At 67.7% G+C, this 24,465-nt stretch carries 22 protein-coding genes, 1 tRNA gene and 2 pseudogenes; 18 read left to right on the forward strand and 7 right to left on the reverse strand.

The features are described 5' to 3' along the window. Window positions 1-135: 135 nt before the first annotated feature. Window positions 136-217 (reverse strand) — tRNA-Leu (locus RGU41_RS06640). A 149-nt stretch (window positions 218-366) separates the two neighbouring features. Between RGU41_RS06640 and RGU41_RS06645 the strand changes: the two genes are divergently transcribed. The 3 genes from RGU41_RS06645 to mshC are packed head-to-tail and all read left to right on the forward strand — an operon-like array spanning window position 367 to window position 3,912. After that, complete coding sequence (locus tag RGU41_RS06645) at window positions 367-1,692, forward strand: M20/M25/M40 family metallo-hydrolase (protein ID WP_134446572.1); 1,326 nt, start codon at window positions 367-369, stop codon at window positions 1,690-1,692. 14 nt (window positions 1,693-1,706) lie between these two features. Beyond that, window positions 1,707-2,561: an undecaprenyl-diphosphate phosphatase gene (locus RGU41_RS06650; protein ID WP_134446571.1), complete on the forward strand. Its 855-nt coding sequence runs from the start codon at window positions 1,707-1,709 to the stop codon at window positions 2,559-2,561. A 10-nt stretch (window positions 2,562-2,571) separates the two neighbouring features. Continuing rightward, on the forward strand, window positions 2,572-3,912 hold the full coding sequence (gene mshC / locus RGU41_RS06655) for a cysteine--1-D-myo-inosityl 2-amino-2-deoxy-alpha-D-glucopyranoside ligase (protein WP_322135829.1): 1,341 nt from the start codon (window positions 2,572-2,574) through the stop codon (window positions 3,910-3,912). Between the two features lie 12 nt (window positions 3,913-3,924). Here the strand turns inward: mshC and RGU41_RS06660 are convergent, their stop codons facing one another. Continuing rightward, window positions 3,925-4,875, reverse strand: a complete 951-nt coding sequence (locus tag RGU41_RS06660; RefSeq protein ID WP_134446569.1) for a PAC2 family protein — start codon at window positions 4,873-4,875, stop codon at window positions 3,925-3,927. An 81-nt stretch (window positions 4,876-4,956) separates the two neighbouring features. Here RGU41_RS06660 and RGU41_RS06665 point away from each other — a divergent pair, with 81 nt between their 5' ends. The 12 genes and pseudogenes from RGU41_RS06665 to RGU41_RS06720 all read left to right on the forward strand — a co-directional run bounded on the left by RGU41_RS06665 (window position 4,957) and on the right by RGU41_RS06720 (window position 17,601). Next, window positions 4,957-5,706 carry an HAD family hydrolase gene (locus RGU41_RS06665; RefSeq protein WP_255454103.1) on the forward strand — a complete coding sequence of 250 codons (750 nt, stop codon included), beginning with the start codon at window positions 4,957-4,959 and terminating at the stop codon, window positions 5,704-5,706. Window positions 5,707-5,738: 32 nt separating this feature from the next. Further along, window positions 5,739-6,920 carry a tRNA (adenine-N1)-methyltransferase gene (locus RGU41_RS06670; RefSeq protein WP_322137311.1) on the forward strand — a complete coding sequence of 394 codons (1,182 nt, stop codon included), beginning with the start codon at window positions 5,739-5,741 and terminating at the stop codon, window positions 6,918-6,920. An 85-nt stretch (window positions 6,921-7,005) separates the two neighbouring features. Then, on the forward strand, window positions 7,006-7,974 hold the full coding sequence (locus tag RGU41_RS06675; RefSeq protein ID WP_134561108.1) for an FKBP-type peptidyl-prolyl cis-trans isomerase: 969 nt from the start codon (window positions 7,006-7,008) through the stop codon (window positions 7,972-7,974). Between the two features lie 285 nt (window positions 7,975-8,259). Further along, window positions 8,260-9,930 (forward strand): HNH endonuclease signature motif containing protein, encoded by a 1,671-nt coding sequence (locus RGU41_RS06680; protein WP_322135830.1) that lies wholly within the window; start codon window positions 8,260-8,262, stop codon window positions 9,928-9,930. Between the two features lie 81 nt (window positions 9,931-10,011). Beyond that, window positions 10,012-11,040, forward strand: coding sequence for a helix-turn-helix transcriptional regulator (locus RGU41_RS06685; protein WP_241984946.1), 1,029 nt, complete (start codon window positions 10,012-10,014; stop codon window positions 11,038-11,040). Then, window positions 11,037-12,047, forward strand: a complete 1,011-nt coding sequence (locus tag RGU41_RS06690) for a WYL domain-containing protein (RefSeq protein WP_322135831.1) — start codon at window positions 11,037-11,039, stop codon at window positions 12,045-12,047. Before RGU41_RS06685 ends, RGU41_RS06690 begins: the two co-directional genes overlap by 4 nt. Before the next feature lie 3 nt (window positions 12,048-12,050). Beyond that, window positions 12,051-12,413, forward strand: a complete 363-nt coding sequence (locus RGU41_RS06695) for a hypothetical protein (protein WP_322135832.1) — start codon at window positions 12,051-12,053, stop codon at window positions 12,411-12,413. After that, window positions 12,406-12,627, forward strand: a complete 222-nt coding sequence (gene tatA, locus RGU41_RS06700; RefSeq protein WP_134561105.1) for a twin-arginine translocase TatA/TatE family subunit — start codon at window positions 12,406-12,408, stop codon at window positions 12,625-12,627. Before RGU41_RS06695 ends, tatA begins: the two co-directional genes overlap by 8 nt. A gap of 47 nt (window positions 12,628-12,674) precedes the next feature. Then, on the forward strand, window positions 12,675-13,427 hold the full coding sequence (tatC, locus tag RGU41_RS06705) for a twin-arginine translocase subunit TatC (protein ID WP_134446563.1): 753 nt from the start codon (window positions 12,675-12,677) through the stop codon (window positions 13,425-13,427). 9 nt (window positions 13,428-13,436) lie between these two features. Continuing rightward, window positions 13,437-15,895 (forward strand): annotated as a pseudogene (locus RGU41_RS06710) (DEAD/DEAH box helicase). A 9-nt stretch (window positions 15,896-15,904) separates the two neighbouring features. Beyond that, window positions 15,905-17,053 (forward strand): hypothetical protein, encoded by a 1,149-nt coding sequence (locus RGU41_RS06715; protein WP_322135833.1) that lies wholly within the window; start codon window positions 15,905-15,907, stop codon window positions 17,051-17,053. Beyond that, window positions 17,011-17,601 carry a nitrilase-related carbon-nitrogen hydrolase gene (locus RGU41_RS06720; RefSeq protein ID WP_322135834.1) on the forward strand — a complete coding sequence of 197 codons (591 nt, stop codon included), beginning with the start codon at window positions 17,011-17,013 and terminating at the stop codon, window positions 17,599-17,601. The genes RGU41_RS06715 and RGU41_RS06720 overlap by 43 nt, the downstream gene beginning before the upstream one ends. Window positions 17,602-17,614: 13 nt before the next feature. On the opposite strand, the gene RGU41_RS06725 is transcribed toward RGU41_RS06720, so the two are convergent. From RGU41_RS06725 to RGU41_RS06740, 4 genes and pseudogenes are all read right to left on the reverse strand, one after another. Next, window positions 17,615-17,980 (reverse strand): RNA polymerase-binding protein RbpA, encoded by a 366-nt coding sequence (locus tag RGU41_RS06725; RefSeq protein WP_134446560.1) that lies wholly within the window; start codon window positions 17,978-17,980, stop codon window positions 17,615-17,617. Between the two features lie 109 nt (window positions 17,981-18,089). Continuing rightward, window positions 18,090-18,875: a glycerophosphodiester phosphodiesterase family protein gene (locus RGU41_RS06730; RefSeq protein WP_322137312.1), complete on the reverse strand. Its 786-nt coding sequence runs from the start codon at window positions 18,873-18,875 to the stop codon at window positions 18,090-18,092. A 30-nt stretch (window positions 18,876-18,905) separates the two neighbouring features. After that, window positions 18,906-19,917, reverse strand: a pseudogene (locus tag RGU41_RS06735) (SPFH domain-containing protein). After that, entirely contained in the window at window positions 19,910-20,383 is a 474-nt protein-coding gene (locus RGU41_RS06740; protein ID WP_322135835.1) for an NfeD family protein, read from the reverse strand. Before RGU41_RS06740 ends, RGU41_RS06735 begins: the two are co-directional and overlap by 8 nt. Before the next feature lie 116 nt (window positions 20,384-20,499). Between RGU41_RS06740 and RGU41_RS06745 the strand changes: the two genes are divergently transcribed. Beyond that, window positions 20,500-21,264, forward strand: a complete 765-nt coding sequence (locus RGU41_RS06745) for an SDR family oxidoreductase (protein ID WP_134446556.1) — start codon at window positions 20,500-20,502, stop codon at window positions 21,262-21,264. Between the two features lie 5 nt (window positions 21,265-21,269). Here RGU41_RS06745 and RGU41_RS06750 read toward each other — a convergent pair whose 3' ends face one another. Further along, window positions 21,270-21,863 carry an HdeD family acid-resistance protein gene (locus RGU41_RS06750; protein WP_166787271.1) on the reverse strand — a complete coding sequence of 198 codons (594 nt, stop codon included), beginning with the start codon at window positions 21,861-21,863 and terminating at the stop codon, window positions 21,270-21,272. A 150-nt stretch (window positions 21,864-22,013) separates the two neighbouring features. On the opposite strand from RGU41_RS06750, the gene RGU41_RS06755 reads away from it, so the two are divergent. Both RGU41_RS06755 and RGU41_RS20775 read left to right on the forward strand, forming a co-directional pair. Further along, the gene (locus RGU41_RS06755; protein ID WP_416173141.1) at window positions 22,014-23,555 is read left to right on the forward strand and encodes a hypothetical protein; all 1,542 of its coding nucleotides are present in this window, start codon (window positions 22,014-22,016) and stop codon (window positions 23,553-23,555) included. Continuing rightward, window positions 23,540-24,379, forward strand: a complete 840-nt coding sequence (locus RGU41_RS20775; RefSeq protein WP_416173142.1) for an ATP-binding cassette domain-containing protein — start codon at window positions 23,540-23,542, stop codon at window positions 24,377-24,379. The genes RGU41_RS06755 and RGU41_RS20775 overlap by 16 nt, the downstream gene beginning before the upstream one ends. Window positions 24,380-24,465 lie beyond the last annotated feature (86 nt).

Consider the following 24,465-nt stretch of genomic DNA (forward strand, 5'->3'; position numbering starts at 1 on the left):
CAAACTGCAGGCTGCACATATCGCAAGGAGCGCTGAGTATCCGATCCGGGCAAAGAAATAGGCCGGACATCCGTTGGATGTCTCGACCTATTTCTTCTCACAGCGAAGAACCTGGACTACCGGATCTTCATTCTGTGCCCGAGGGGGACTTGAACCCCCACGCCCATAAGGGCACTAGCACCTCAAGCTAGCGCGTCTGCCATTCCGCCACCCGGGCTGGTGCTGGCCAGCCGGTGACCGGCTGACGAGTCAATAATCTAGCACGGATTTCGAGGCCTTCCCGCACAACCCGACCGCACACCCGCACATGACAGTCCGTGAACCCCCGGGACAGCTCCCCGCAGCGACAACCGATAGCGTGAAGTCATGGCTTCCTGGGCAGACGACACCGATCCGGCAACACCCCTCGATCTGACCGCGGAACTCGCCCGCGACCTGATCCGGTTCGACACCACGAACTACGGCGAGGGCCGTTCCAACGGTGAAACGGATGCCGCGGAGTACGTCGCCGAGCACCTCAGGGGCCTCGGCCTCGCGCCGGAGCTCTTCGACTCGGAGCCGGGGCGCACGAGTGTCGTCGTGCGCGTGCCCGGCCGGAACCGCGACGCGGGCGCCCTGGTCGTGCACGGCCACCTCGACGTCGTCCCCGCCGACCCGGAGACCTGGTCGGTCGACCCTTTCGCCGGTGTCATCAAGGACGGCCTGCTCTGGGGCCGGGGTGCCGTCGACATGAAGAACATGGATGCGATGATCCTCGCGGCACTGGGCGACATCCTCGGCGCGGGCGAGGCACCGGCCCGTGACCTCATCGTGGCGTTCTTCGCCGACGAAGAGGCCGGGGGAGTGCTCGGCTCGCACTACCTCGTCGACACCCGCCCGGAGCTCTTCGCAGGCGCCACCGAGGCGATCAGCGAGGTCGGCGGGTACTCGATCACGCTCGGCGGCCAGCGCGCCTACCTGCTGCAGACGGGGGAGAAGGCCCTGATCTGGATCAAGCTCGTCGCCCGCGGCGACGCCGCCCACGGCTCGAGGCTCATCCGGAACAACGCCGTCACCAAGCTCGCAACGGCCGTCGCGGCGATCGGCCGCCGGGAGTGGCCGATCCGGCTGACCGACACCACGACCCAGCTGCTCGCCGAGATCGCCCGGATCCTCGACGTCGATCCGCAGCGCGTCGGCCCGGACGAACTCGCGCTCGCGACGGGAACAGCGTCCGGGTTCATCCAGGCCAGCCTCCGCACCACGACCAACCCGACGCTGCTCAAGGCCGGGTACAAGCACAACGTGATCCCCGACCTCGCCGAGGCGCTCATCGACATCCGCACTCTGCCCGGCGAGGAGGACGCGGTGCTCGCCGAAGTTGCGAGCCTCGTCGGCCCGGACATCGAGATCGTCGTGATGCACCGCGACATCGGCCTAGAGACCGACTTCGGCGGCCCGCTCGTCGACGCCGTGGTCGGCAGCCTGCACCGGCACGACCCGGGCGCCCCCGTGCTTCCCTATCTCCTGTCAGCGGGCACCGACAACAAAGCCCTGTCCAAGCTTGGAATCCGCGGGTACGGGTTCGCCCCGCTGCGCCTTCCGGCTGAGCTGGACTTCCCCGGAATGTTCCACGGGGTCGACGAGCGGGTTCCGCTCGACGCGCTAGTCTTTGGCAGGCGGGTCCTTACCGACCTGTTGTCGACCTACTAGCAAAGCGAGCTCCGGTGAACTTCCTCAACGCCATCATCCTGGGACTCGTGCAGGGTCTGACCGAGTTCCTCCCGGTTTCGTCCAGCGCCCACATCCGCATCGTCGGCGAACTCCTCGGCATGGGCGGGGACCCGGGCGCCCGGTTCACCGCGATCATCCAGATCGGCACGGAGGCGGCCGTCGTGCTGTTCTTCTGGCGGGACATCTCGCGCATCGTGACGCACTGGGTCAAGTCCCTGTTCGGCAAGATCCCGCGCAGTGATCCCGACGCGCGGATGGGCTGGCTCATCATCTTCGGATCGCTCCCGATCATCGTGCTCGGCCTGGTCTTCCAGAACCAGATCGAGTCCACCCTCCGCAACCTGTGGATCACGGCGACCGTGCTCATCGTCTTCGGCGTGCTGCTCGGTGTCGCCGATGCGGTCGGGGCCCACCGGCGCCGCCTGAAGGACATCACGGTCACGCACGGCGTCATCTACGGCTTCGCCCAGGCGCTCGCGCTGATCCCTGGCGTCTCCCGTTCCGGCGGAACGATCACGGCCGGCCTGTTCATGGGCTACGAGCGCCGCGCCGCCGCCCGTTACGCATTCCTCCTCGCCATCCCGGCTGTGCTCGGCAGCGGCTTCTACGAGATGTACAAGGCCATCGCGCACCCCTGCCTCGAGGGCGCCACCAACTGCACCCCGGAGATCTTCGGCCCGGCCGAGACCGCGGTCGCGACCGTCGTCGCCTTCGTCGTCGCCTTGTTCGTCATCGGATTCTTCATGAACTACATCTCCAAGCGCAGCTTCCTGCCCTTCGTCATCTACCGCATCGTGCTCGGCTTCGCTCTGATGGCCCTGCTCGCGACCAACACCATCGCGGCTTAGGGGCCCTGGAATGCGCGCCTGGCGACACCCCGACATCCCCGTCCTCCCCGGAAACTCCGAAGCACCGCACCTGTACGACACGGCGACGGAAGCACTCGTGCTCGCGGAACCGGTCGACGTCGCCCGGCTCTACGTCTGCGGGATCACGCCGTATGACGCGACGCATATCGGCCACGCGAACACCTACCTCGCCTTCGACACCCTCCAGCGGGTGTGGCTCGATGCCGGCTACCGCGTGCACTACGCACAGAACGTGACGGATGTCGACGACCCGCTCCTGGAGCGGGCGACGGCCACCGGCGTCGACTGGCGCGACCTCGCTGCGTCCCAGGTCGACCTGTTCCGCACGGACATGGAAGCCCTCGGCATCATCCCTCCGGACAACTACGTCGCCGTGACCGAGGTCATCGAAGAGGTTGCCGACGCGGTCGCCCAGCTCTGGGACGACGGTCTCGCATACGCCGTTGCCGTCGATGCCGCCGAGCTCTCGGACACCGCAGGTCCGGCGGAGGCCGCGGGCTCAGACATCTACTTCGATATCGCCGCCGCAGAGCGGGTGGCGCCCTGGCAGCTCGGCGACGAGAGCAACCTCGACCGCGAGCAGATGCTGACCCTGTTCGCCCAGCGTGGCGGCGACCCCGACCGCGAAGGAAAGCGCGACGCCCTCGACCCGCTGCTCTGGCGTGCCGCCCGGGTGGGCGAACCGGCCTGGGACTCGCGCGTCGGCGCCGGCCGTCCCGGCTGGCACATCGAATGTTCCGTGATCGCCCTCACCGAACTCGGCACAGACTTCACCGTTCAGGGCGGCGGCTCGGACCTGATCTTCCCGCACCACGACATGAGCGCCGGCCATGCGGCCGCCCTCTCGGGGCATCCGCTCGCCGGCGTGTACAGCCACACCGGCATGGTCGCATACCAGGGCGAGAAGATGAGCAAGTCGCTCGGCAACCTCGTGCTCGTTTCGGCGCTACGCGCCGAGGGCACCGACCCCCGGGCCATCCGCCTGGCCCTGCTCGCGCAGCACTATCGCAGCGACTGGGAATGGACCACCGACTCGCTCTCCGCCGCCGAGGCGCGCCTCGAGGCCTGGACGAGGGCCTTCGGTCGTGCCACCGGAGACGCGACGGCCGCCGCCGCCGATGGCAGGGTGGACGAAGACCTGGTCGACGACGTCAACACGGATGCCGTCGCGAACGCGGACGAGGTCATCGTCGCGCTGCGCGCAGCGCTCGTCAACGACCTCGACACCCCGGCCGCGCTGCGGATCCTGGACGCCGCCGCAGAAGCGGGCACGGCTGCGCCGGAACTGGTGGCCCTGGCCATCGACGCCCTGCTGGGCATCACCCTCTAGGTCGGCCGAGGGCTACGGCTGACGCGGCACGTCAGGACCCGGACGCCCGTCCGCGCGCCCGGACTGGCCGTCGCGACCGTCGCCGCGCTTACGGAGGTACTTCTCAAATTCCTGGGCGATCGCCTCGCCGCTCGCCTCCGGCGAGTCGACTGTGTCCCTGGCCTGCTCGAGCTGGTTGATGTACGCCGCCATCTCCTCGTCGTCTGCCGCGAGGGTGTCGATGCCGGTCTGCCATTCCTCGGCCTCGGTGACGAGGTCGCCGCGTGGGATGACCACGTCGATGATCTCCTCGAGCTTGTCGATCAGGGCGAGCATCGCCTTCGGCGACGGCGCGTTGTGCACGTAGTGGGGGACGGACGCCCAGATCGAGAGGGTCGGGATGCCGACGAGCTCTGCCGCGTGCGAGAGCACGCTCAGGATCCCGACGGGACCCTCGTAGCTGCTGCGCTCGATCTGCAGCTCGCTGCGCACCTCGGGGTTCTCGCTCGAGACAAAAATGGAGATGGGGCGCGTGTGCGGAACGTCCGCGAGCATGGCGCCGAGGAAGACGATTCCGCCGATGTCCGCAGCGAGGGCCGCGTCGAGCACCTCTGCGGTGAATCCCTTCCAGCTGCGGCTCGGCTCTGTGCCGAGCAGGAGGTAGATGTTGCCCGCATTGCTGCCGCTCACGCGCAGCTGTGCGTCGTCGGCGAGGGGCTCCCCGACGACGCCAGGCTCTGCAGGACCGAACAGGGTCGCGCCGGGCCATTCGAGCTGGCGGTGACCCTCGTCATCCGTGGAGATCGTCGGCCGGTTGAACTGGTAGTCGAAGTAGACCTCGGGGTCCACCTCGAAGAGGGAGGACACGTCGAGGAGGTCCCTGAGGATGCCAACGGCACCGGTCGCGGCCTCACCCGCGTCGTTCCAGCCTGCAAACGCCACCACAAGGAGGCGTCCGCCCAGGAATCCATTGCCATCTGTCACTGCGTGAAACCTCGATCTGCCGGGGCGCCCGGAAAAGCACCGTCAGTCAAGGATAAGCGGTGCCCCTTACACTTGGACCCTGTGAACCCGTTCCGTCCTCTTTCGCCCCTGCCCGCGGCCGTGCTGTGGGATATGGACGGCACGATCGTCGACTCGGAACCGTACTGGATGCGTGCCGAAACCGAGCTCGTCGAGAGCTTCGGCGGTGTCTGGACGCACAGTGATTGCATGCTTCTGGTCGGAAGCGGCCTGCTGGGCTCCGCGGCCATCCTGCAGGATCGCGGTGTCCGCCTCGACGCCGAAGTGATCGTCGACCGTCTGACCACGCGGGTCCAGGGCCTCCTCAGTGAGTTCGGTGCACCCTGGCGCCCCGGCGCCCTCGAGCTGATGACGGAGGTCAAGGCCGCGGGCATCCCGATGGCCCTCGTGACCATGTCGGAACACCGGATGGCGCAGCAGGTGTCCGACCAGGTCGGATTCGCCGCATTCGATGCGATCGTCGCCGGTGACATGGTCCTCCAGAGCAAACCGCACCCTGAGGCCTATCTCTCGGCCGCCCGGTTGCTGGGTGTCACCCCCGCCGACTGTGTTGCCGTCGAGGACTCCCTGCCCGGCATTGCGGCGGCCGTCGCCTCCGGCGCCGTTGTCATCGCGGTCCCGCACATGGTCGAGATCGAAGCGAGCGCCCGGTACGAACTGTGGCCGACCCTGCACGGACGCACGCTGGCCGGCGTCCACACTGTCTTTGCCGAGCGGCGCGCTGCCGTCGCCGAGGTACCCGCGCGGCCCGGTTCCGGCTCGCATCCGACCGAGGACGACATCCACGCATGAGCGACACCGACAACATGAGCGAAACCGGCACCATGAGCGCCGGCAACGGCATCACCCCGAACGGCGAATACACCCAGGTCATCCAGAGCAGCGGGCCCTTCCGGGTCGGCGATCGCGTGCAGCTCACCGGCCCCAAGAACAAGCTCAACACCATCACGCTCGAGCCGGGCAAGGTCTTCCACACCCACAGGGGAATCCTCGCGCACGACGACATCATCGGCCTGCCCGATGCATCCGTCGTCGTGAACAACGTCGGGGTCGAGCACCTCGCGCTGCGCCCGCTGCTCAACGACTTCGTGATGTCGATGCCGCGGGGAGCCGCGATCATCTACCCCAAGGATGCGGCCCAGATCCTCGCCCAGGCGGACATCTTCCCCGGTGCGACGGTCGTCGAGGCCGGGGTGGGCTCTGGTGCGCTGTCGCTGTGGCTGCTCCGCGCGATCGGGCCGGCCGGGCACCTCGCCTCCTTCGAACGCCGGGCGGAGTTCGCCGATGTCGCGAGGGACAACGTAGCGACCTTCCTCGGCGCCGACCCGACGAACTGGACGATCACCCTCGGGGACCTTGCAGACGCACTGCCGTCCGCGGTCCCCGACCAGACCGCCGACCGGGTCGTGCTCGACATGCTCGCCCCCTGGGAATGCCTCGAGGCCGTCTCCGCCGCCCTCAAGCCCGGCGGCGTGCTCCTCTGCTACGTCGCGACCGTGACCCAGCTCTCCCGGGTGGCCGAGGCCATCCGTGGAACCGGGTTCTACACGAACCCGGATTCGAACGAGACCATGGTGCGCGGCTGGCACGTCGAGGGTCTCGCGGTCCGCCCGGACCACCGCATGATCGGGCACACCGGGTTCCTGATCACGGCACGGCGTCTCGCCCCCGACACGATCCTGCCCGAGCTCAAGCGCCGGCCCTCCAAGACCGACTTCTCGGATGCGGATGTCGAGGCTTGGACCCCTGGCGCACTCGGCGAACGCAGTGTGAGCGGAAAGGTCATGCGCAAGCGGGTCCGGATCGCGGAGGCCGGCGCAGCCACCTCCAAGGCCAGAGGCCTCGACGGTCGGGGCCCGGCCATCGTCGCTGCGCCCCTCGACCTGCACGGAACCGCCGAGACCACCGCCGAGACCACGGCCGACACCACGGCCGACACCACGGCCGACACTGCAGCCGACACTGCAGCCGACGCCGCGACCGACACCGCAGCCGACGCCGGTTAGGATAGGCTCCGGCCGTGTTCGGCCTCCCGACTGTGGGCGCCAGAGGGCGCCGCACGCTGAACGTCCCACACTGAAATGAGATCCTGTGCGTAGAGCTTCTGCCCTCATTGCGACTGCCGGCCTGCTGCTTGCCGCCCTCACCGGGTGCAGCAGCAGTGCGGATGCCGCGTCGAGCTGCGTCGCACCGATCAGCGATGGCGCCGCCTCGAAGCTCGTCACGGTCAGCGACAACCTCGGCGCCGTTCCGAAGGTCGACTTCCCGACCCCGCTCATGACGGGGACGACCCAGGGCAGGGTCATCGTCCCCGGCTCCGGCGACAGGCTTGTCACCGGCCAGCAGGCGAAGATCGAACTGAACGTCTACAACGGGACGACGGGCTCACCGATCCAGGTCAGCAAGTACGACAGCACGAGCGCGAACGTGCTCACCCTCAACGACCAGACCATCAAGGGCATCACCGACGGGCTCGCCTGCGCGCAGGCCGGCTCGCGCATCGCCGTCGTCGTCTCCCCGGACGACGCGTTCGGACCCCAGGGCGGCAACTCCACCCTCGGGATCGCCGCGACGGACTCCCTGGTCTTCGTGATCGACGTTGTGAAGACCTACCTGCTCCGGGCGAACGGTGCCGACCAGACTCCGATCAACGGCCTTCCCGCCGTCGTGCTCGACGCCAACGGCACCCCCGGGATCACGATCCCGGGCGGCACGCCGCCGGCCGACCTTCAGGTCGCCGTCCTGAAGAAGGGCACCGGCGACACCGTCAAGGAGGGCGACACGGTCACCGTGCACTACACCGGCGTCCTCTGGGCGGAGAAGAAGGTCTTCGACTCCAGCTGGACGAAGGGCGCGCCGGCACAGCTCCTCGCCGTCGACGGCTCGAAGACCCAGGGCGGCGTCGTCCCTGGCTTCGCGACCGCGATCATCGGACAGACCGTGGGCTCGCAGATCCTCACCGTTGTCCCGCCCGCGAAGGGCTACGGAGACGCAGCGCAGGGAACCATCCCGGCCGGCTCCACCCTCGTCTTCGTCATCGACATCCTCGGCATCGGCTAGCCCCACCGCTCCACTGCCGCACGCGTCACCCTCCGTTCACGAGAGCGAGGGTGCCGCGTGCTTTCGGGTGACCGGCCCGTGCTTTCGCCGGTGAGCCGGGTCTTCATGGATGCCCCACGAATCTCTGGTCAGGACCACGCGGCCGCCTGGGGCCGCGTGGGGGTCGCCTGAGTGGAACCACGGGCAGGTGAATCAACCGTCTTCAGGTGTGAAACTCGGAATGAGAAGCCCAAAATTATGTGAGTAAGTCTCGCATTCGTGTTCTATTCGGGGTAGAATCGGGGTATGGCAGGAGCTTCAGATCCCCAGTCACACACCCCACCCCACGATTCAGTGGCCGCGGGCGATCAGCCCATCACGGTGGGCCGCGTATCCACCGAGTCGGCCCATCCGGTTGCGGTCGCCGAAGGTCTCGAGGGCGCGGAGGGTCTGGTCGGCTCGGTGTCGTCGGTGCATGCGGATGCTGTCGCCCGGCTCGTGGAGGCGCAGGCGGTTCTCGCAGAGGCCCTGGCGGCGATCCCGGTCGGGCTGCTCAGTGACACAGAAGCTGTCACGGCGCTGAGTACCGTGGAGGCGATCGGTCGGACGGTTGATGCGGCCCGGGTGAGCACGGCGACGGATGTGGACCGGCGGGCCCGGGTCCTCGGCCGCGAAGGTCTGGCCTGGCGGATGGGCTGCACGGGCCCGTGGGATGTCCTCACCCGGGTGACGCGGGTTTCGGCCCGGGAGGTGAAGCGGCGCACGAAGCTTGGCGACGCGGTGTTGCCGCGGCCGTGCGGCGGGAGCAGCTGGTTGCCGCCCTTGTTCCCGACCGTTGGGGCCGCCCTGGCAGCGGGGGAGATCGGGGTGGAGACGGCGGAGTTGATCGTGGCCGGGCTGCAGGTGATCAGTCACCGGGTGGCACCGGATGACCTGTTGACGGCGGAGCGGGCCCTGGTCGCCACGGCGGCCGGGCTGATCACCCCGGAGACCGAGGATTTGGCCGGGGCAGGTGTCCCGGTGACGACGGACCTGATCCGGGGCATGGTCGCGCAGTGGCAGGCGGCCCTGGACCCCGACGGGGTCCTCCCGACCGAGGACCTGTTCGAGGCGAAGTCCAACATCGGCTTCGGCCAACTCAAGAACGGGTTGTATCCGGTGAAGGGTGGGGTGACGCCGGAACTGTTCGGGGTGATGAACACCCTCTTCGACGCCTTCCTGAGCTTCCATGCGAGGCCCGCGTTCCCCACCGCCGAGGAGCAGGCGCTGATGGATTCGGGGCAGATGATTCCCGGCGCCGAATCAGCGGGTACCGACGCGGGCACGGGCCCGGATCTGGACGTGATCGAGGCAGAGCTCCGGGAGCGCCGGGCGGATACCCGCACGGGCGGGGAGAAACGCGCCGACATCCTCCGGGCGTTGTTCGAACACGCTGCCCGCGACACGGACACCCCGTCGATGGGCGGGTCGGCGCCGACGGTGATGGTGCACGTGAACGCCGCCGACCTCGCCTCCGGGGTCGGGGTCGGGTGGATCGACGGGGTCGAAGCCCCCGTGTCTTTGAAGACGGTGCATCAGCGCATCTGCGACGGCGGCTTCCAAGGCGTGTTGTTCGGGGCGAACAACGAAGTCCTCAAGCTCGGGCCGGAACGACGGTACTTCAACCGGGCCCAGCGCCGGGCGATCACCGCCCGGGACGGCGGCTGCATCATCCCCGGCTGCAAGGCGCCGGCGCACTGGGCCGAAGTGCACCACGTGAAGCCCTGGGCGAAAGACGGGCCGACCAACGTCGACAACGGGGTCTTACTCTGCTGGTTCCACCACCACACCATCGACACCTCCGGGTGGGAGATCCGCATGGTGAAGGGCTCACCGCAAGTGCGGGCCCCTGGGTTGATCGATCCGCAACGACTCTGGCGGCCGCCGAACCGGCACCGCGCCCACCAAGTCCTCACCGGACCGCCCAACCGCGCATGACCAGTGACCCGGGCAACGAGTCGCCTCCGCTTCTCGCTCCGCGACACGGTCGGTGTGCCGGCGCTCGGTTAGACTCACGGGGTGTCGACGACCCCCGAACCGATCAACCGCGTCACGGTTGAAGAACGCCTGTTCAGCCTCGTGCTGGCCCTGATAGCGACCGAAATCGGCCTCACGAAGGCCGACATCCTCTCGACCGTTCAGGGCTACCGGCAGCGCTACGTGCACAGCGGCGACAATGCGAGCCTGGAACGGCAGTTCGAGCGGGACAAGGACGACATCCGCGAACTCGGAATCCCGCTCGAGACCGTCGAACAGCCCGACGATCCCGGCAATAACCGGTACCTGCGCTACCGGATCCCCAAGGGGCTCTACGAACTTCCGACCGACGTGTCCTTCTCCGGTGACGAACTGATGCTGCTCAAGCTCGCCGCGACCGTGTGGCGCGAGGGATCGCTCTCGGCGGAGTCCCGGCGCGCCCTGACCAAGCTCAACGCGCTCGGCGGAGCGGACGGCGACCCCGTGCTCGGGTACGCCCCGACCCTCCGGGTCCGCGACGCGTCCTTCGAACCGCTCAGCAAGGCCATGGACCGCGCGCACGTGGTCTCCTTCCTCTACCTCAAGCCCGGCGAGGCGGCGCCCCGGCGCCGTCAGGTGGCGCCGCGCGCCGTCGTCCAGCACGAAAGCCGTTGGCACCTGTTCGGTACCGACCTCGACGCCGGGGCGACCCGCACGTTCCTGCTGTCCCGCATCGTCGGACCGGTCGTGGTCGTCCCCGACCTGGTCGCACCCGAATCCGGGCCGGACGCCGGCCAGACCGCCCTCGCCGAACTCGATGCGCTCTCCGCGGCCAACGTCGCTGAGATCGAGGTCCTCCCGGGCAGCGATGCCGCGGTGCGTCTCGGCAAACGGGCGGCGGATGCCTCCGGCGGCGCCCAGCCGATCGCGGCACTCGTCCTGCACTACACGGACCTCAACATCCTCGCGGACGAGCTTTCCGGGTTCGGTCCCGAGGTCCTCGTGCTCTCCCCGCCGGCCCTCCGGGACGCCGTGCTCGACCGGCTGCTCCGCGTCCGCGACGCCCATGAGCCGCTCGAGGTGCGTTCATGACCCCCCGCGTGCCCCTCGGCGCCCCCGACAAGCTCACATTCCTGCTCTCGCTCGTTCCCTATCTCATCGACCACGACGGCATCAGCGTCACGGACGTCGCCGCTCACTTCGGCGTCGCGCCAGAGCGGGTGCGCGACGCGGTCACCCTCATCGCCGTTTCCGGGGTGCCCGGAGACACGAGCCAGTACCTGCCAGGGGATCTCTTCGACATCGAGTGGGGCCAATTCGAGGCCGACGACACGATCGTGCTGACCCACCTCGTGGCGATCGAGGACTCGCCACGGTTCTCCGCCCGCGAGGCCGCCGCGCTCATCGCAGGACTGCAATACCTCTCCTCGCTTCCCGAGAACGCCGACCGGGATGCGATCGCATCCTTGATGGCCAAGCTCAGCCGGAGCGCCACCGCCGCGCCGAGCCAGCTCGCCGTATCCGCTCGTACCTCGGGAGACGCCATCTCCCTTATCCAGTCCGCACTGCGCTCCGGCGTCCAGGTCAGGTTCGACTACCTGAACGCCCGCGGCGGGCAGGAAGAACGCTACGTCGACCCGCTCCGCGTCGAATCCGTCGACCGGGACTGGTACCTGCGCGGCTGGTGCCACCTGCGCGGAGCCGTCCGGACGTTCCGGCTCGACCGGATGAGCGCCCTCACCGTCACCGATCGCCCCGTGACGAGCCGCACCGAGGAACTCGTGCTGCCGGAGACCCTGTTCCAGGGCTCCGAATCCGACCTGGACGTCGTCGTGGAGCTCGCTGCCGGTGCGCTGCCGCTCCTGGGCGACTACCTCTCCGGCCGCCCGGTCCAGCACCTCGCGGGTGACCGGGTCAGGGCGACCCTGCGTGTCTCGCACTACCACGCACTCAAACGCCTCGTCGCGGGTCTCTCCGGGGTCGTGACCGTCGTCGAGCCCGCCGCCGCTCGCGAGATCGTGCGCGCGTGGGCGGATGCCGGCGCGGCACGGTATTCGGAGCCTGCGGCACCCAGTGCACCGGCAGGGCCGGGGGAGTAGCCGATGCCGTGGTGGAGTTGGCTCCTGAGCTGGACCGGCCTGGTGCTCGTCCTCCTCGGCATGCTGGCCTGGTTCGCCGTCATGCTCTTCCGGAAGCTGATGGCGCTCGCGGATGCAGTCGGCGCGCTCGGTGACCTCGTCGGGGAACTCGACACGGACCCGGCCGAGGAGACACGGCCGCCGCGGCGTCCTGCGATCTTCGCGGACGTGAACGAACTCGCCCTGACCGTCGACCTGCACCGCACCGCGCGTGAACGCTCCAGGCAGGAACGGCGCGATCGTCGGATCGCCAGAGGTAAGCTGTTGCAACACGGCCCGATCGTTAGACCAGACCCACCGATGAAGAGGACACGCCCTCATGCTTAACAACCTGACCGGATGGCACTTCCTGATCATCCTTGTCATCGTTCTGCTGCTCTTCGGTGCGCCCAAGCTTCCCGCACTCGCGCGCAGCCTCGGCCAGTCGATGAAGATCTTCAAGAGCGAGATCCGCAGCGATGAGCCCGCTGAGACGAAGAGCGCACCGGGGACGGACTCCGCCCCGGGAGTCGACGCGCCCGATCCGACGACAAAGCCGTAACCTCCGTGCCTGGGCGCACTCCTCGGCGCACGAACTCCGACGGGAAGATGTCCCTCGGACAGCATCTGCTCGAGCTGCGGAAACGCCTCTTCCTCGCGGCAGCCGGAATACTCGTCGGCGCCGTGATCGGCTATTTCCTGTCCGACTTCGTGTGGAACGCCCTCAGGGAGCCGATTTACACGATCGCGTCGGCACAGGGGCGCAGCGCGCAGCTGAACTACCCGGACATCACGAGCGCCTTTGACCTCAAGCTCAAGATCTCCGTCTACGTCGGAATCGTCATCTCGAGCCCGATGTGGCTGTACCAGGTCTTCGCGTTCCTGATGCCGGGCCTGACCCGCACGGAAAAGCGCTATACCTTCGGCTTCTTCTTCACCGCGGTGCCGCTGTTCCTGGCGGGCTGTGCCGCCGGCTTCTATGTCCTCCCGCACGTCGTTGAACTCATGACCGGCTTTGCACCGTCGCAGGACGCCGCGCTCATCACCGCTCAGAGCTATTTCGATTTCGTGCTGAAACTCGTCGTCGCGATCGGGATCGCATTTGTGCTGCCCGTCTTCATCGTGCTGCTGAACTTCGCCGGGGTGATCAGTGCGCAGTCGATCATCAAGTCCTGGCGGGTCGCCATCCTCGTGATCATCCTTTTCACCGCGATCGCGACCCCCGCCGCTGACGTCGTGTCGATGTTCCTCCTCGCCATCCCCATGGTGGTGCTGTACTTCGCCGCGTACGGGGTGGCCGTGCTGCACGACCGGCGTGCCGCCCGGCGCGCCCTCGCATTCGAACAGGAGCTGGCGCTCTAGGCGTCGACCATGACCTCTCTCCAGACCCCGGCCGAGCCGACGCCGGCCGAGCGCTTCGCAGCGGCCCGCGACCGGGCGAGCCGCCCCAGGCTCTCAGCTTTCCGAGCCGGCCTCCGGTTCGACCTCGACCCGTTCCAGATCGCCGCCTGCGCCTCCCTCGAGGACGGCAACAGCGTCCTCGTGGCGGCACCGACCGGAGCGGGCAAGACCCTGATCGCGGAATTCGCGATCTACCTGGCGATGAAGCAGTCGACCAAAAAGGTCTTCTACACCGCCCCGATGAAGGCGCTCAGCAACCAGAAGTTCCAGGAGCTCGTCGCCGAGTACGGGGCGGACGAAGTCGGCCTCCTCACCGGCGACACCAACGTGAACCCGCAGGCCCGGATCGTCGTCATGACGACCGAGGTGCTGCGCAACATGCTCTACGCGGACTCTGACCTGCTCACCAACCTCGCCTTCGTGGTGCTCGACGAAGTGCACTTCCTCGCCGACCGGTTCCGCGGCGCCGTGTGGGAAGAGGTCATCATCCACCTGCCCCAGAACGTGCGGATGGTGTCGCTGAGTGCGACCGTGTCCAACGCGGAGGAGTTCGGCGACTGGCTGCAGGCCGTTCGCGGCGAGACCGACGTGATCGTCTCCGAGGAACGGCCGGTGCCGCTCGAGCAGCATGTGCTCGTCAAGAGCAAGATGCTCGACCTGTTCGACGCTGCGGGCGCCGCGGGAACGCACCGGGTGAACCCGGAACTGGTCCGTCTGGCCCAGGGCGCGGGCCGCGGGGTCTCCGTCCGCCAGGACGGCAGGCACGGGGGCAACCGCGGCCGCGCGCAGCCCCCGCGTTCGACCTTCGAACCGGGCAGGATGGACAGAGCCGAGATCGTCCGGCTCCTCGGCGGCAAGCATCTGCTCCCCGCCATCTTCTTCATCTTCAGCAGGGTCGGCTGCGACCAGGCGGTCAACCAGGTCCTGCGGGCAGGCGTCCGCCTGACCGATGCCGCGGAACGGGCCGAGATCCGTGCGATCGTCGACGAACGCTGCCGCACCCTGCTCGACGAGGACCTCGGCGTGCTCGGCTACTTCGAATGGCTCGACGGTCTCGAACGCGGCGTCGCCGCCCACCATGCCGGCATGCTCCCCGCCTTCAAGGAGGTCGTCGAGGAACTCTTCCAGAAGAAGCTCGTCAAAGCGGTCTTCGCGACGGAGACCCTCGCCCTCGGGATCAACATGCCCGCGCGAACCGTCGTCCTCGACAAGCTCGAGAAGTTCAACGGCGAGGCCCGGGTCCCGATCACGCCGGGGGAGTACACCCAGCTCACCGGCCGCGCCGGCCGCCGCGGCATCGACGTCGAAGGCCACTCGGTCATCCAGTGGGCCTCAGGACTCGACCCGCAGACCGTCGCATCGCTCGCCTCCCGGCGCACGTACCCGCTCAATTCGAGCTTCAAGCCGACCTACAACATGGCCGTGAACCTGATCGACCAGTTCGGCCGTGACCGCACCCGCACGGTCCTGGAATCCTCATTCGCCCAGTTCCAGGCCGACAGGGCTGTCGTCGACATGGCCAGGGCCGTCCGCCAGCAGGAGGAATCCCTCACGGGCTTCGCCGCCTCGATGGTCTGCCACCTCGGAGACTTCACCGAGTACTCGGCGATCCGCCGCCGGCTCACCGAGGTCGAACGCGAGACGCTCACGGGGAGACCGGCGCCCGCGCGGCGAAGGAACGCCGCCAGCGCGAGCTCGCGAGCCTCCGGAAGCGGCTGCGCGCGCATCCGTGCCACAACTGCCCCGAGCGCGAGTCGCACGCCCGCTGGGCGCAGCGGTGGTGGAAACTGCGTCGGGAAACGGATGCCCTCACCAAGCAGATCACGACCCGCACGGGAGCCGTCGCCCGCGTCTTCGACCGCGTCACCGAGGTCCTCCTCGGTTACGGCTACCTGCTCGAAGACCGGGACGGTGCGGTGACCCTGAGCGAGAGCGGCCTCATCCTCCGGCGGATCTATGCCGACAGGGACCTGCTCGTCGCCGAGTCCCTGCGCCGCGGCTTGTGGAACGACCTCGACCCGGCCGGGCTCGCGGCGATGGCCTGCGCCCTCGTCTTCGAACCAAGACGCGAAGAGGGACTGATCGACGAGCGCTACCTGCCGCGGGGCCCGTTCCGCGCAGCCCTGCACGACACCCAGGAGCTCTGGAGCCGCCTCGACGACCTCGAACGGGACCACCAGCTGCCTGGCAGTAACCCGCTCGCGGTCGGACTCAGCCTTGCCATGTGGAAATGGGCCCGTGACGGCTCGCTCATCGACGTCCTCGACGAGGCCGAAATGGCCGCGGGGGACTTCGTACGCTGGACCAAGCAGACCATCGACCTCCTTGATCAGCTGTCCGTCGTCGCCGATGCCCCGGTCGGCGCGACAGCCCGGATCGCGCTCGATGCCATTCGACGCGGCATCGTCGCATACTCGTCGTTCGCCTAGGCCGTGCAGATGAGTGTCGTGCAGGCGGGTGTCGTGCCGGTGAGTGTCGTGCCGGTGAGTGTCGCCCCGGTGAACCGTGTCGACGTACAGGTGAACCGCGTCGGGAGGTCCGCGGACCGCGGGGACTTCCGCCTGCCGCTCCCGGCCGCCCTGGTGCTGGCAGCGGGCGCGGGCGCCATCCTCGACGGCGGGTTCCCCGACCGCTCCTGGTGGATCCTCGCTCCGGTCGGCGTACTGCTGATGTTCCTCGCCCTGCTCGGCCGCCGGCCGGGACCGGCGCTTCTGGTCGGCATGGTCGCCGGACTGTCCTTCTGGCTGATCCACATCAGCTGGATCACCCTCTACCTCGGCCCGGTGCCCTGGCTCGCCCTCGGCGGACTCGAGGCGATCTTCTTCGGCGTCGGGCTGTGGCTCATCGCCGTGGTCCTCAACCGCGGACCGCTGGCCTGGCCGACCCGATGGGGACGCCTGGGCATGGTTCCGCTGGTCGTGGCCGGCCTCTGGACGGCGCGTGAGGCGATTTCCGCGGTCTGGCCGTACGGCGGCTTCGCCTGGGGCCGCGTGGCGATCTCGCAGTCGGAGAGTCCGTTTGCCGGCCTCGTCGCCTGGGTCGGGATGTCCGGGCTCACCTTCCTGATCGTCTGGCTGAGTGCCCTCGCGCTGCAGCTGCTGCGTGAGGTGGGCTGGGGCGTGCTGGCCAGGTGGACCGTGCTCACGGCATCCGTCGCCCTGCTCCTCCTCGTGCCGGCGGTGTCCATCGCCCAGTCGGGGGAGGCCAGGATCGCCGCCGTCCAGGGCGCTTCCGATGCCGGGCTCTTTGCGCGGTATTCGCCGGGGCAGATCCTCGCCGACCACACCTCAGCCACCCTCCCGCTCGTCGGGCAGCCGGTCGACTTCGTCGTGTGGCCGGAGAACGGCAGTGACATCGACCCGACCCGGTCGCAGGACGCCGCCGACGTCCTCGACTACGTCAGCCGCGCGATGGTGGCCCCGCTCATCACGGGAACGATCACGTACCGGGACGGCAAGTACTACAACACGAGCCTGCTCTGGAAGGCGGGGAGGGCGTCACAGCGCTCTACGACAAGGTCCACCCGGTACCGTTCGCAGAATACATGCCTGATCGGGCATTTTGGCGCCCCTTTGCCCCGGAGTTGATCGACCTGATCTCGCGGGACTACCAGCTCGGCACCCAGCCGAACGTCTTCGACGTCAACGGGATCCTGGCCGGCATCGCGATCTGCTTCGACATCGCAGACGACCAGCTGGTTCACCAGATGATCGACTCCGGGGCCACGGTCATCCTGGCGCAGACCAACAACGCCGACTTCGGGCACACGGACGAGAGCGTCCAGCAGCTCGCGATCGCCCGTCTGCGCGCAATCGAGGCCGGGCGGACCGTCGTCAATATTTCGACGGTCGGGTCGAGCGCCATCATCGCGCCCGACGGCCACACGATGGACAGCCTGCCGACGTGGGTGCCAGGGGCCATGGTGCAGACCGTTCCGCTCAGCACGACGCTGACCCCCGCGATGGTTGCCGGTCGGGGCATCGAGTGGCTTGTCTCCGGGCTCGGACTCGCGGGGCTCGTCTTCTGCCTGTTCTTCGCGCCGTCCGCCCGGAGCGATGCGCGCCGGCGTGCAGAGGTGGCATCGATCCGGCCGGTTAACGCAGAACGCACCCGACGGAATCGGGTGCGTGCGTAGTGTCTGCTCGGTGTCAGGCGCCGATCTTCTGCTGGCCGCGACGTGCGCGGAGGAACGCGAGGCGCTCCTGCAACAGTTCCTCGAGCTCGGGACGGGTGCGACGTTCCAGGAGCATGTCCCAGTGTGTGCGCGGTACCTTCTCGGCCGAGTGATCGACGATGACGGGCTTGGAATCGACGAGCCGGGTGGCCGTCTGGGAACAGAACCGGCATTCCCACTCGTCGGGGGCTTCCGCCTCCGCCGAAAAGATCATCACCGTCTCTCGTGAGCACGTTGCACACAGGTATGTGTGACTAACTCGTGGTGAAAAGGTTACGCCCTCTTCGCTTTGAAGGCTTTGTGCGCCCAACCTCATGCCACGCAAACTGCGATCCGCCATTGTGTGGTCTCCTCTCGCGATGCAACTCTCAGTTATAAACCGTCAAGCTGGGCGTTATCTTTCCGTTATGCCCCTACTCGGTGATAACTCTCAGTTTCGGAAGTGGGATTTATGGCATGCCGGGCGTGTCGCGGGCTGTTCCGCGGTCGGTTCCACGGTCGGATCTGCGGTCCACGAGCGCGGCGGCGAGGTCTGGTCGGTCGGTGACAAGGCCGTCGACACCGGTGTCCAGCAGTCGTTCCATGGCGGCGGGGTCGTTGACCGTCCAGACGTGAACCTCGACGCCCGCCGAGTGGATGGCCCTTACGAAGTGGGGTGTCACCACTCGCAGCACTGATGCCGACTCCGGAACCTGGACCGCAACGCATCCGTTGAGAACGCGTCGCAGCAGCGCCCTGTTCCCGAGCCGCGCGGCGACAACGGACTGAGCCACAACCGGCGCGGACGCGCTCGACGCGACTCCGGGAAGGAGCCGGAGCGTCTTCCTGCGTCGTTCCTCGGAGAACGAGGTCACCAGGACCCGCCCGGTCGCTCCCGCCGCAAGAACGGCGGCCGCCGTCGCGGCAATGGCGCCCTCGGATTTCACGTCGAGGTTGAACAGCGCCTCCGGGAAGGCCTCGAGGGCTTCCGTCAGTGAGGAGAAGGACTGGCCGTAGCCGAGGTCGATCCGCTGCAGTTCGGCGATACGCAGCTCCTCGAGCGGGATGTCCAACTCGGGCAGTGCCAGACTCGCGTCATGACTGAGCACGGCGACCCCGTCACGGGAGGCGTGCACGTCGGTCTCCAGGTGGGTCGCGCCGTGCTCGAGCGCGTGCCGGAAGGCGAGGACCGTGTTCTCGGGGGCGTTCAGTGCGAGGCCGCGGTGCGCGAAAATGCGCGGGGGCGACCCGGCCAGGAATGCAGGGGGCCGCCCGAAACCACGGGGCTACCCCTCTGCGGCGTGTGAGCCGGCCGGCGCGTCGGCGGGAATCTCCACGGACGGCCCGGCGGACGCGGCAGCCGGGGGAGCGGCGGCCGGGGAGGTGGAGGAACCGGCGACGGGCCGCTCTCCGAAAGCGCGGCCGATGCCCTTCATCGCCTCGGTGAGTTCGCTCGGCACGATCCACAGCTTGTTCGCACTGCCCTCTGCGAGCTTCGGCAGGGTCATCAGGTACTGGTAGGCGAGGAGTTTCGGGTCGGGGTCGCCTTCGTGGATCGCCCGGAACACGGTCGTGATGGCCTCGGCCTCACCCTGGGCCCGCAGCACAGCCGCCTTCGCGTCGCCCTCCGCGGAGAGGATGGCCGCCTGTCGGGCGCCCTCCGCCGTGAGGATGGCGGACTGCTTGGTGCCCTCTGCGGTCAGGATCAGCGCGCGACGGTCACGCTCGGCGCGCATCTGCTTCTCCATCGAGTCCTGGATGGAGTGCGGCGGATCAATGGCCTTGAGCTCGACTCTGCCGACCCGGATGCCCCACTTGCCCGTTGCTTCGTCGAGAACGATGCGGAGCTGGCCGTTGATGTTGTCACGGCTCGTAAGCGCTTCCTCGAGGTTCAGCCCGCCGACGACGTTACGGAGGGTCGTCGTCGTGAGCAGTTCGACCGCTGCCCAGGTAGTTGGCGATCTCATAGGTCGCTGCCCGGGCATCCGTCACCTGGAAGTACACGACCGTGTCGATCGACACGACGAGGTTGTCCTCGGTGATCACCGGCTGGGGCGGGAAGGACACGACCTGCTCGCGCAGGTCGATGAGGGGACGCAGCCTGTCGACGAACGGGATCAGGATGTTGAGGCCGGGCATGAGCGTCTTGTGGTACCTGCCCAGCCTTTCCACGACCCCGGCCCTGGCCTGGGGGATGATGCGGATGGATTTCGCGAGGGTGACGATCACGAAGATGACCAGCGCCGCGACGAAGGCCACAACGATCACCTGCACGACGACCTGGGTCGGATCATTCATGAAATGTTCCTTTCTGCGGGGATGACCACTGCGGTCGCCCCGTCGATGGCGATGACGATGACGCGTTCGCCCGGCGTAAAAACGGCCGGCTCGACGAGGGGGAGAAGCGCGCGGTCCAGGTCTCACCGTTCGCGAGGCGCACCTGGGCGAGGGCGCCGGTCGAGCTCACGATGTGACCGTCCTGGCCGAGGAGGGCGTCGACGTTGCTGAGGGTCGGGTCGCCACCTCGTTTGAGCACCCGGAGCAGGGGCGGGCGGATGCCGAGCAGCAGCACCATGGACAGGAGCGCCGCGATCACGAGCTGGCCCCACCACGGCACACCGAACAGGCCGGAAATCAGGCCGCCGAGACTGCCAAGGGAAATCATCAGGAACGTGAGGTCAAGAGTGACCATCTCGATCGTGATGAAGATCAATATGAGCACCAGCCAGACAACCCACGCGTAATTCGCAGCGAATACGTCCATAGTGACCCTCCCCATTGTGTTCCCCTTCTCAAACTAGCAGGTGTGCCGACAAGGGCGGGGTCGGGGTTCTTGGTAAGGTCTTCTGCTAGACCCAGTTCGTTATTTGAGGAGTTCGTGTGACCAACCCACTTGCCGCAGGTTCACTGAACGGACAGCGTGTCCTCGTCACCGGCTCTTCCCGGGGCGTGGGAGCCGCGACCGTCGGAATCTTCGCGGAGGCCGGAGCGAGCGTCGTCATCAACTTCCGCAACAAGGAGGCGCGGGCGATCAAAGTCGCCGACGCCATCCGCGCGGCCGGCGGAACGGCCATCACCGCGGGCGCCGACCTCACCGATGAGGCCTCGGTCGCAGCCATGATCGAAACGATCCGCGCGGAATACGGCGGACTCGACATCCTCGTGATGAATGCCTCAGGCGGCATGGAAACCGGGATGGCCCCCGACTACGCGATGAAGCTCAACCGGGATGCCCAGCTCAACCTGCTCGCGGCCGCTCGCCCCCTGCTGGGCGCCGGCGCCAGGGTCGTGTTCGTCACGAGCCACCAGGCGCACTTCTTCGAGACAGCCCCGACCATGCCGGAGTACGTACCGGTCGCGCGGAGCAAGCGTGCGGGTGAGGACGCGCTGCGCGCGCTCATCCCCGAACTCGACTCCGAAGGCATCGGTTTCGTCGTGGTCTCCGGAGACATTATCGAGGGCACCGTCACCGCGACGCTCCTCGAGCGTTCGAGCCCCGGAACGATGAGCGCCCGCAAGGTCGCCGCAGGTCGCCTGTACAACGTGAGCGAATTCGCCGCAGAGGTGGCCCTGGCCGCCGTCGAGCCGGTTCCCGCGGGCAACACCCGGTACGTCGGCGACACCACCGACATGGTCACCGACTAGCGAGGTCAGTCTGTGACGCTGGTGCGCGCGCCGCGTCCGAGCGTGAACGACACAACCAGCTGGACCAGGCCGGACACGATCAGGAACACCCCGCCGACGATGACGAGCACGCCGAGCGAGTTCACGGGGGAGAGCAGCACCACGATTCCGGCCACGATGCTGATCACAGCGAAGAGGATGCCGAACCACCTGCTCGAGTCCGAGGCCGTTTCGACGAGCGCCGCAACACCCTCGATCAGCCACGAGATCCCGATGACCATGCCGAGCACGGCGATCGTCCCGATCGGATTGCGGATCGCGATGACACCGGCGACGAGCAGCAGCACACCGAGCAGGATGTTCAGCACCCGGACGCCTGCGCCGCCGCCGGCCATGACGATGCCGCGCACGATCCGGACGATTCCGCCGATCAGGAAGTAGAGGCCGAAGAGGACGGCCACGATGGTGAGCGTCGCTCCCGGCCAGACCAGGATCATCACGCCGAGCACGATGGCGACGACCCCGCCGACGGCCATGGCGGTTCGCATCGTGGTCAGTTCGGGCTTGCTCAGGCGGCTCGTGTCCACCGTGAGATCGAATTCGGTGACGGGATGAGACATGACTGCGCTCCTCGGACTCGAAATACCACTGGGGACGCCTGGGCGTCTGGTTCGGTCACCCAGACTGTAGCGAGGACGGCCCCTGGCGCGCAATGGTCGCCGGGGAGTTCACCCCGCTCGCGCATTGCGCGATGCTGGTTGAATGGAGCCATGATGAGTCTTCCTCCGCACGCCGCCGACATCCACGATCTGATTCGGGTTCAGGGCGCGAGGGAGAACAACCTCAAGAACGTCACCATCGACATCCCGAAACGTCGCCTGACGGTGTTCACCGGCGTCTCCGGTTCGGGAAAGAGTTCCCTCGTGTTCAGTACGATCGCCGCAGAGTCCCAGCGGATGATCAACGAGACGTACAGCGCCTTCCTGCAGGGCTTCATGCCGACCCTCGCGCGGCCGGATGTGGACGTGCTCGAGGGGCTCACGACCGCGATCATCGTCGACCAGGAGCGCATGGGCGCCAATTCCCGGTCAACGGTCGGAACCGCGACCGACGCGAACGCGCTGCTGCGCATCCTCTTCAGCCGGCTGGGGCAGCCGCATATCGGCTCGCCGCAGGCGTACTCCTTCAACGTCGCCTCGATCAGCGGAGCGGGAGCGGTCACGCTCGAACGGGCGGGCAAGACCGTGAAGGAACGACGCAGTTTCACGATCACCGGCGGCATGTGCCCCCGGTGCGAGGGCATGGGCACGGTCAACGACATCGACCTCACCCAGCTCTATGATTCCGCCAAATCGCTCAACGAGGGTGCGCTCACGATTCCCGGCTACACCCCGGACGGCTGGGGCGTGCGGATCTTCACGGGGTCGGGCTTCCTCGACGCGGACAAGCCGATCCGCGACTACAGCGCGCAGGAGCTCGAGGACTTCCTGTACCGGGAACCGACCAAGGTGAAGGTGGGGGACATCAACATGACCTACGAGGGTCTGGTCCCCAAGGTCCAGAAGGCCTTCCTCTCCAAAGACCGCGAGGCGATGCAGCCGCACATCCGCGTGTTCGTGGACCGCGCGGTCACGTTCACGACCTGCCCGGAGTGCCGGGGGACCCGCCTCAGTGCGGCCGCGCGGTCCTCGAAGGTCGCAGGCATCAGTATCGCGGATGCCTGCTCCCTGCAGATCAGCGACCTGGCCGGGTGGGTTCGCGCTCTCGACGAACCCTCCGTGTTGCCGCTCCTGACCGCGCTGCGCCAGCTCCTCGATTCCTTCGTCGAGATCGGACTGGGCTATCTCTCCCTTGACCGGCCGGCCGGCACCCTCTCCGGCGGTGAAGCCCAGCGCACCAAGATGATCCGGCACCTGGGATCCTCGCTGACCGACGTGACCTACGTCTTCGACGAACCCACCATCGGGCTGCACCCCCATGACATCGAACGGATGAACACGTTGCTGCTGCAGCTGCGGGACAAGGGAAACACGGTGCTCGTCGTCGAGCACAAGCCGGAGACGATCGTGATCGCCGACCACGTCGTCGACCTCGGCCCTGGCGCGGGAACGGCCGGCGGCACGGTCTGCTTCGAGGGCACCGTCGAGGAACTCCGATCCAGCGGCACCCTGACCGGTCGTCATTTCGACGACCGCTCCGCCCTCAAGAACACCGTGCGCACGCCCAGGGGGCGCTCGAGATCCGCGGCGCAACGAGGAACAACCTGCAGGGCGTCGACGTCGACATCCCGCTCGGCGTGCTCGTCGTGCTGACCGGGGTGGCCGGGTCGGGAAAGAGTTCGCTCGTGCACGGTTCCATCCCGGCAGGCGCGGATGTGGTGTCGATCGACCAGGGTGGCATCCGGGGTTCCCGACGCAGCAACCCGGCGACGTACACCGGAATGCTCGAGCCGATCCGCAAGGCCTTCGCCAAAGCCAACGGGGTCAAGCCTGCGCTGTTCAGTTCCAACTCCGAGGGCGCCTGCGCCAATTGCAACGGGGCAGGCGTCATCTACACCGACCTCGGCGTGATGGCCACCGTCGCGACGACCTGCGAGGTCTGCGAGGGCAAGCGGTTCGAGGCATCCGTGCTCGACTACCACCTCGGCGGGCGCGACATCAGCGAGGTCCTTGCCATGTCGGTCACCGAGGCCGAAAGTTTCTTCGGTTCGGGGGAGGCGCGCACGCCCGCCGCTCACGCGATCCTCGTCCGGCTGGCCGATGTCGGACTCGGCTATCTCGGCCTGGGACAGCCGCTGACGACCCTGTCCGGGGGCGAACGACAGCGGCTCAAGCTCGCGAGCCAGATGGCAGAGAAAGGCGACATCTACGTCCTGGACGAACCGACCACCGGCCTCCACCTCGCCGACGTCGAGCAGCTTCTCGGCCTGCTCGACAGGCTGGTCGACTCCGGCAAGTCCGTGATCGTCGTCGAACACCACCAGGCGGTCATGGCACACGCCGACTGGATCATCGACCTCGGCCCCGGTGCGGGCCACGACGGCGGACGGATCGTCTTCGAAGGAACGCCCGCCGATCTCGTCGCCGCCCGGTCCACCCTCACCGGCCAGTTCCTCGCTGCGTACGTCGGCGCCTGACCGGGCCGCCCGGCTCCGCTGGCCGTCAGACAGAATCCGACGCGATAACGCCGACAAAACAACGACGACACGGCTCAGATTACAGG

Origin of the sequence: Cryobacterium sp. 10C3 (assembly GCF_034314285.1) — a bacterium.
Lineage (GTDB): Bacteria > Actinomycetota > Actinomycetes > Actinomycetales > Microbacteriaceae > Cryobacterium > Cryobacterium glucosi.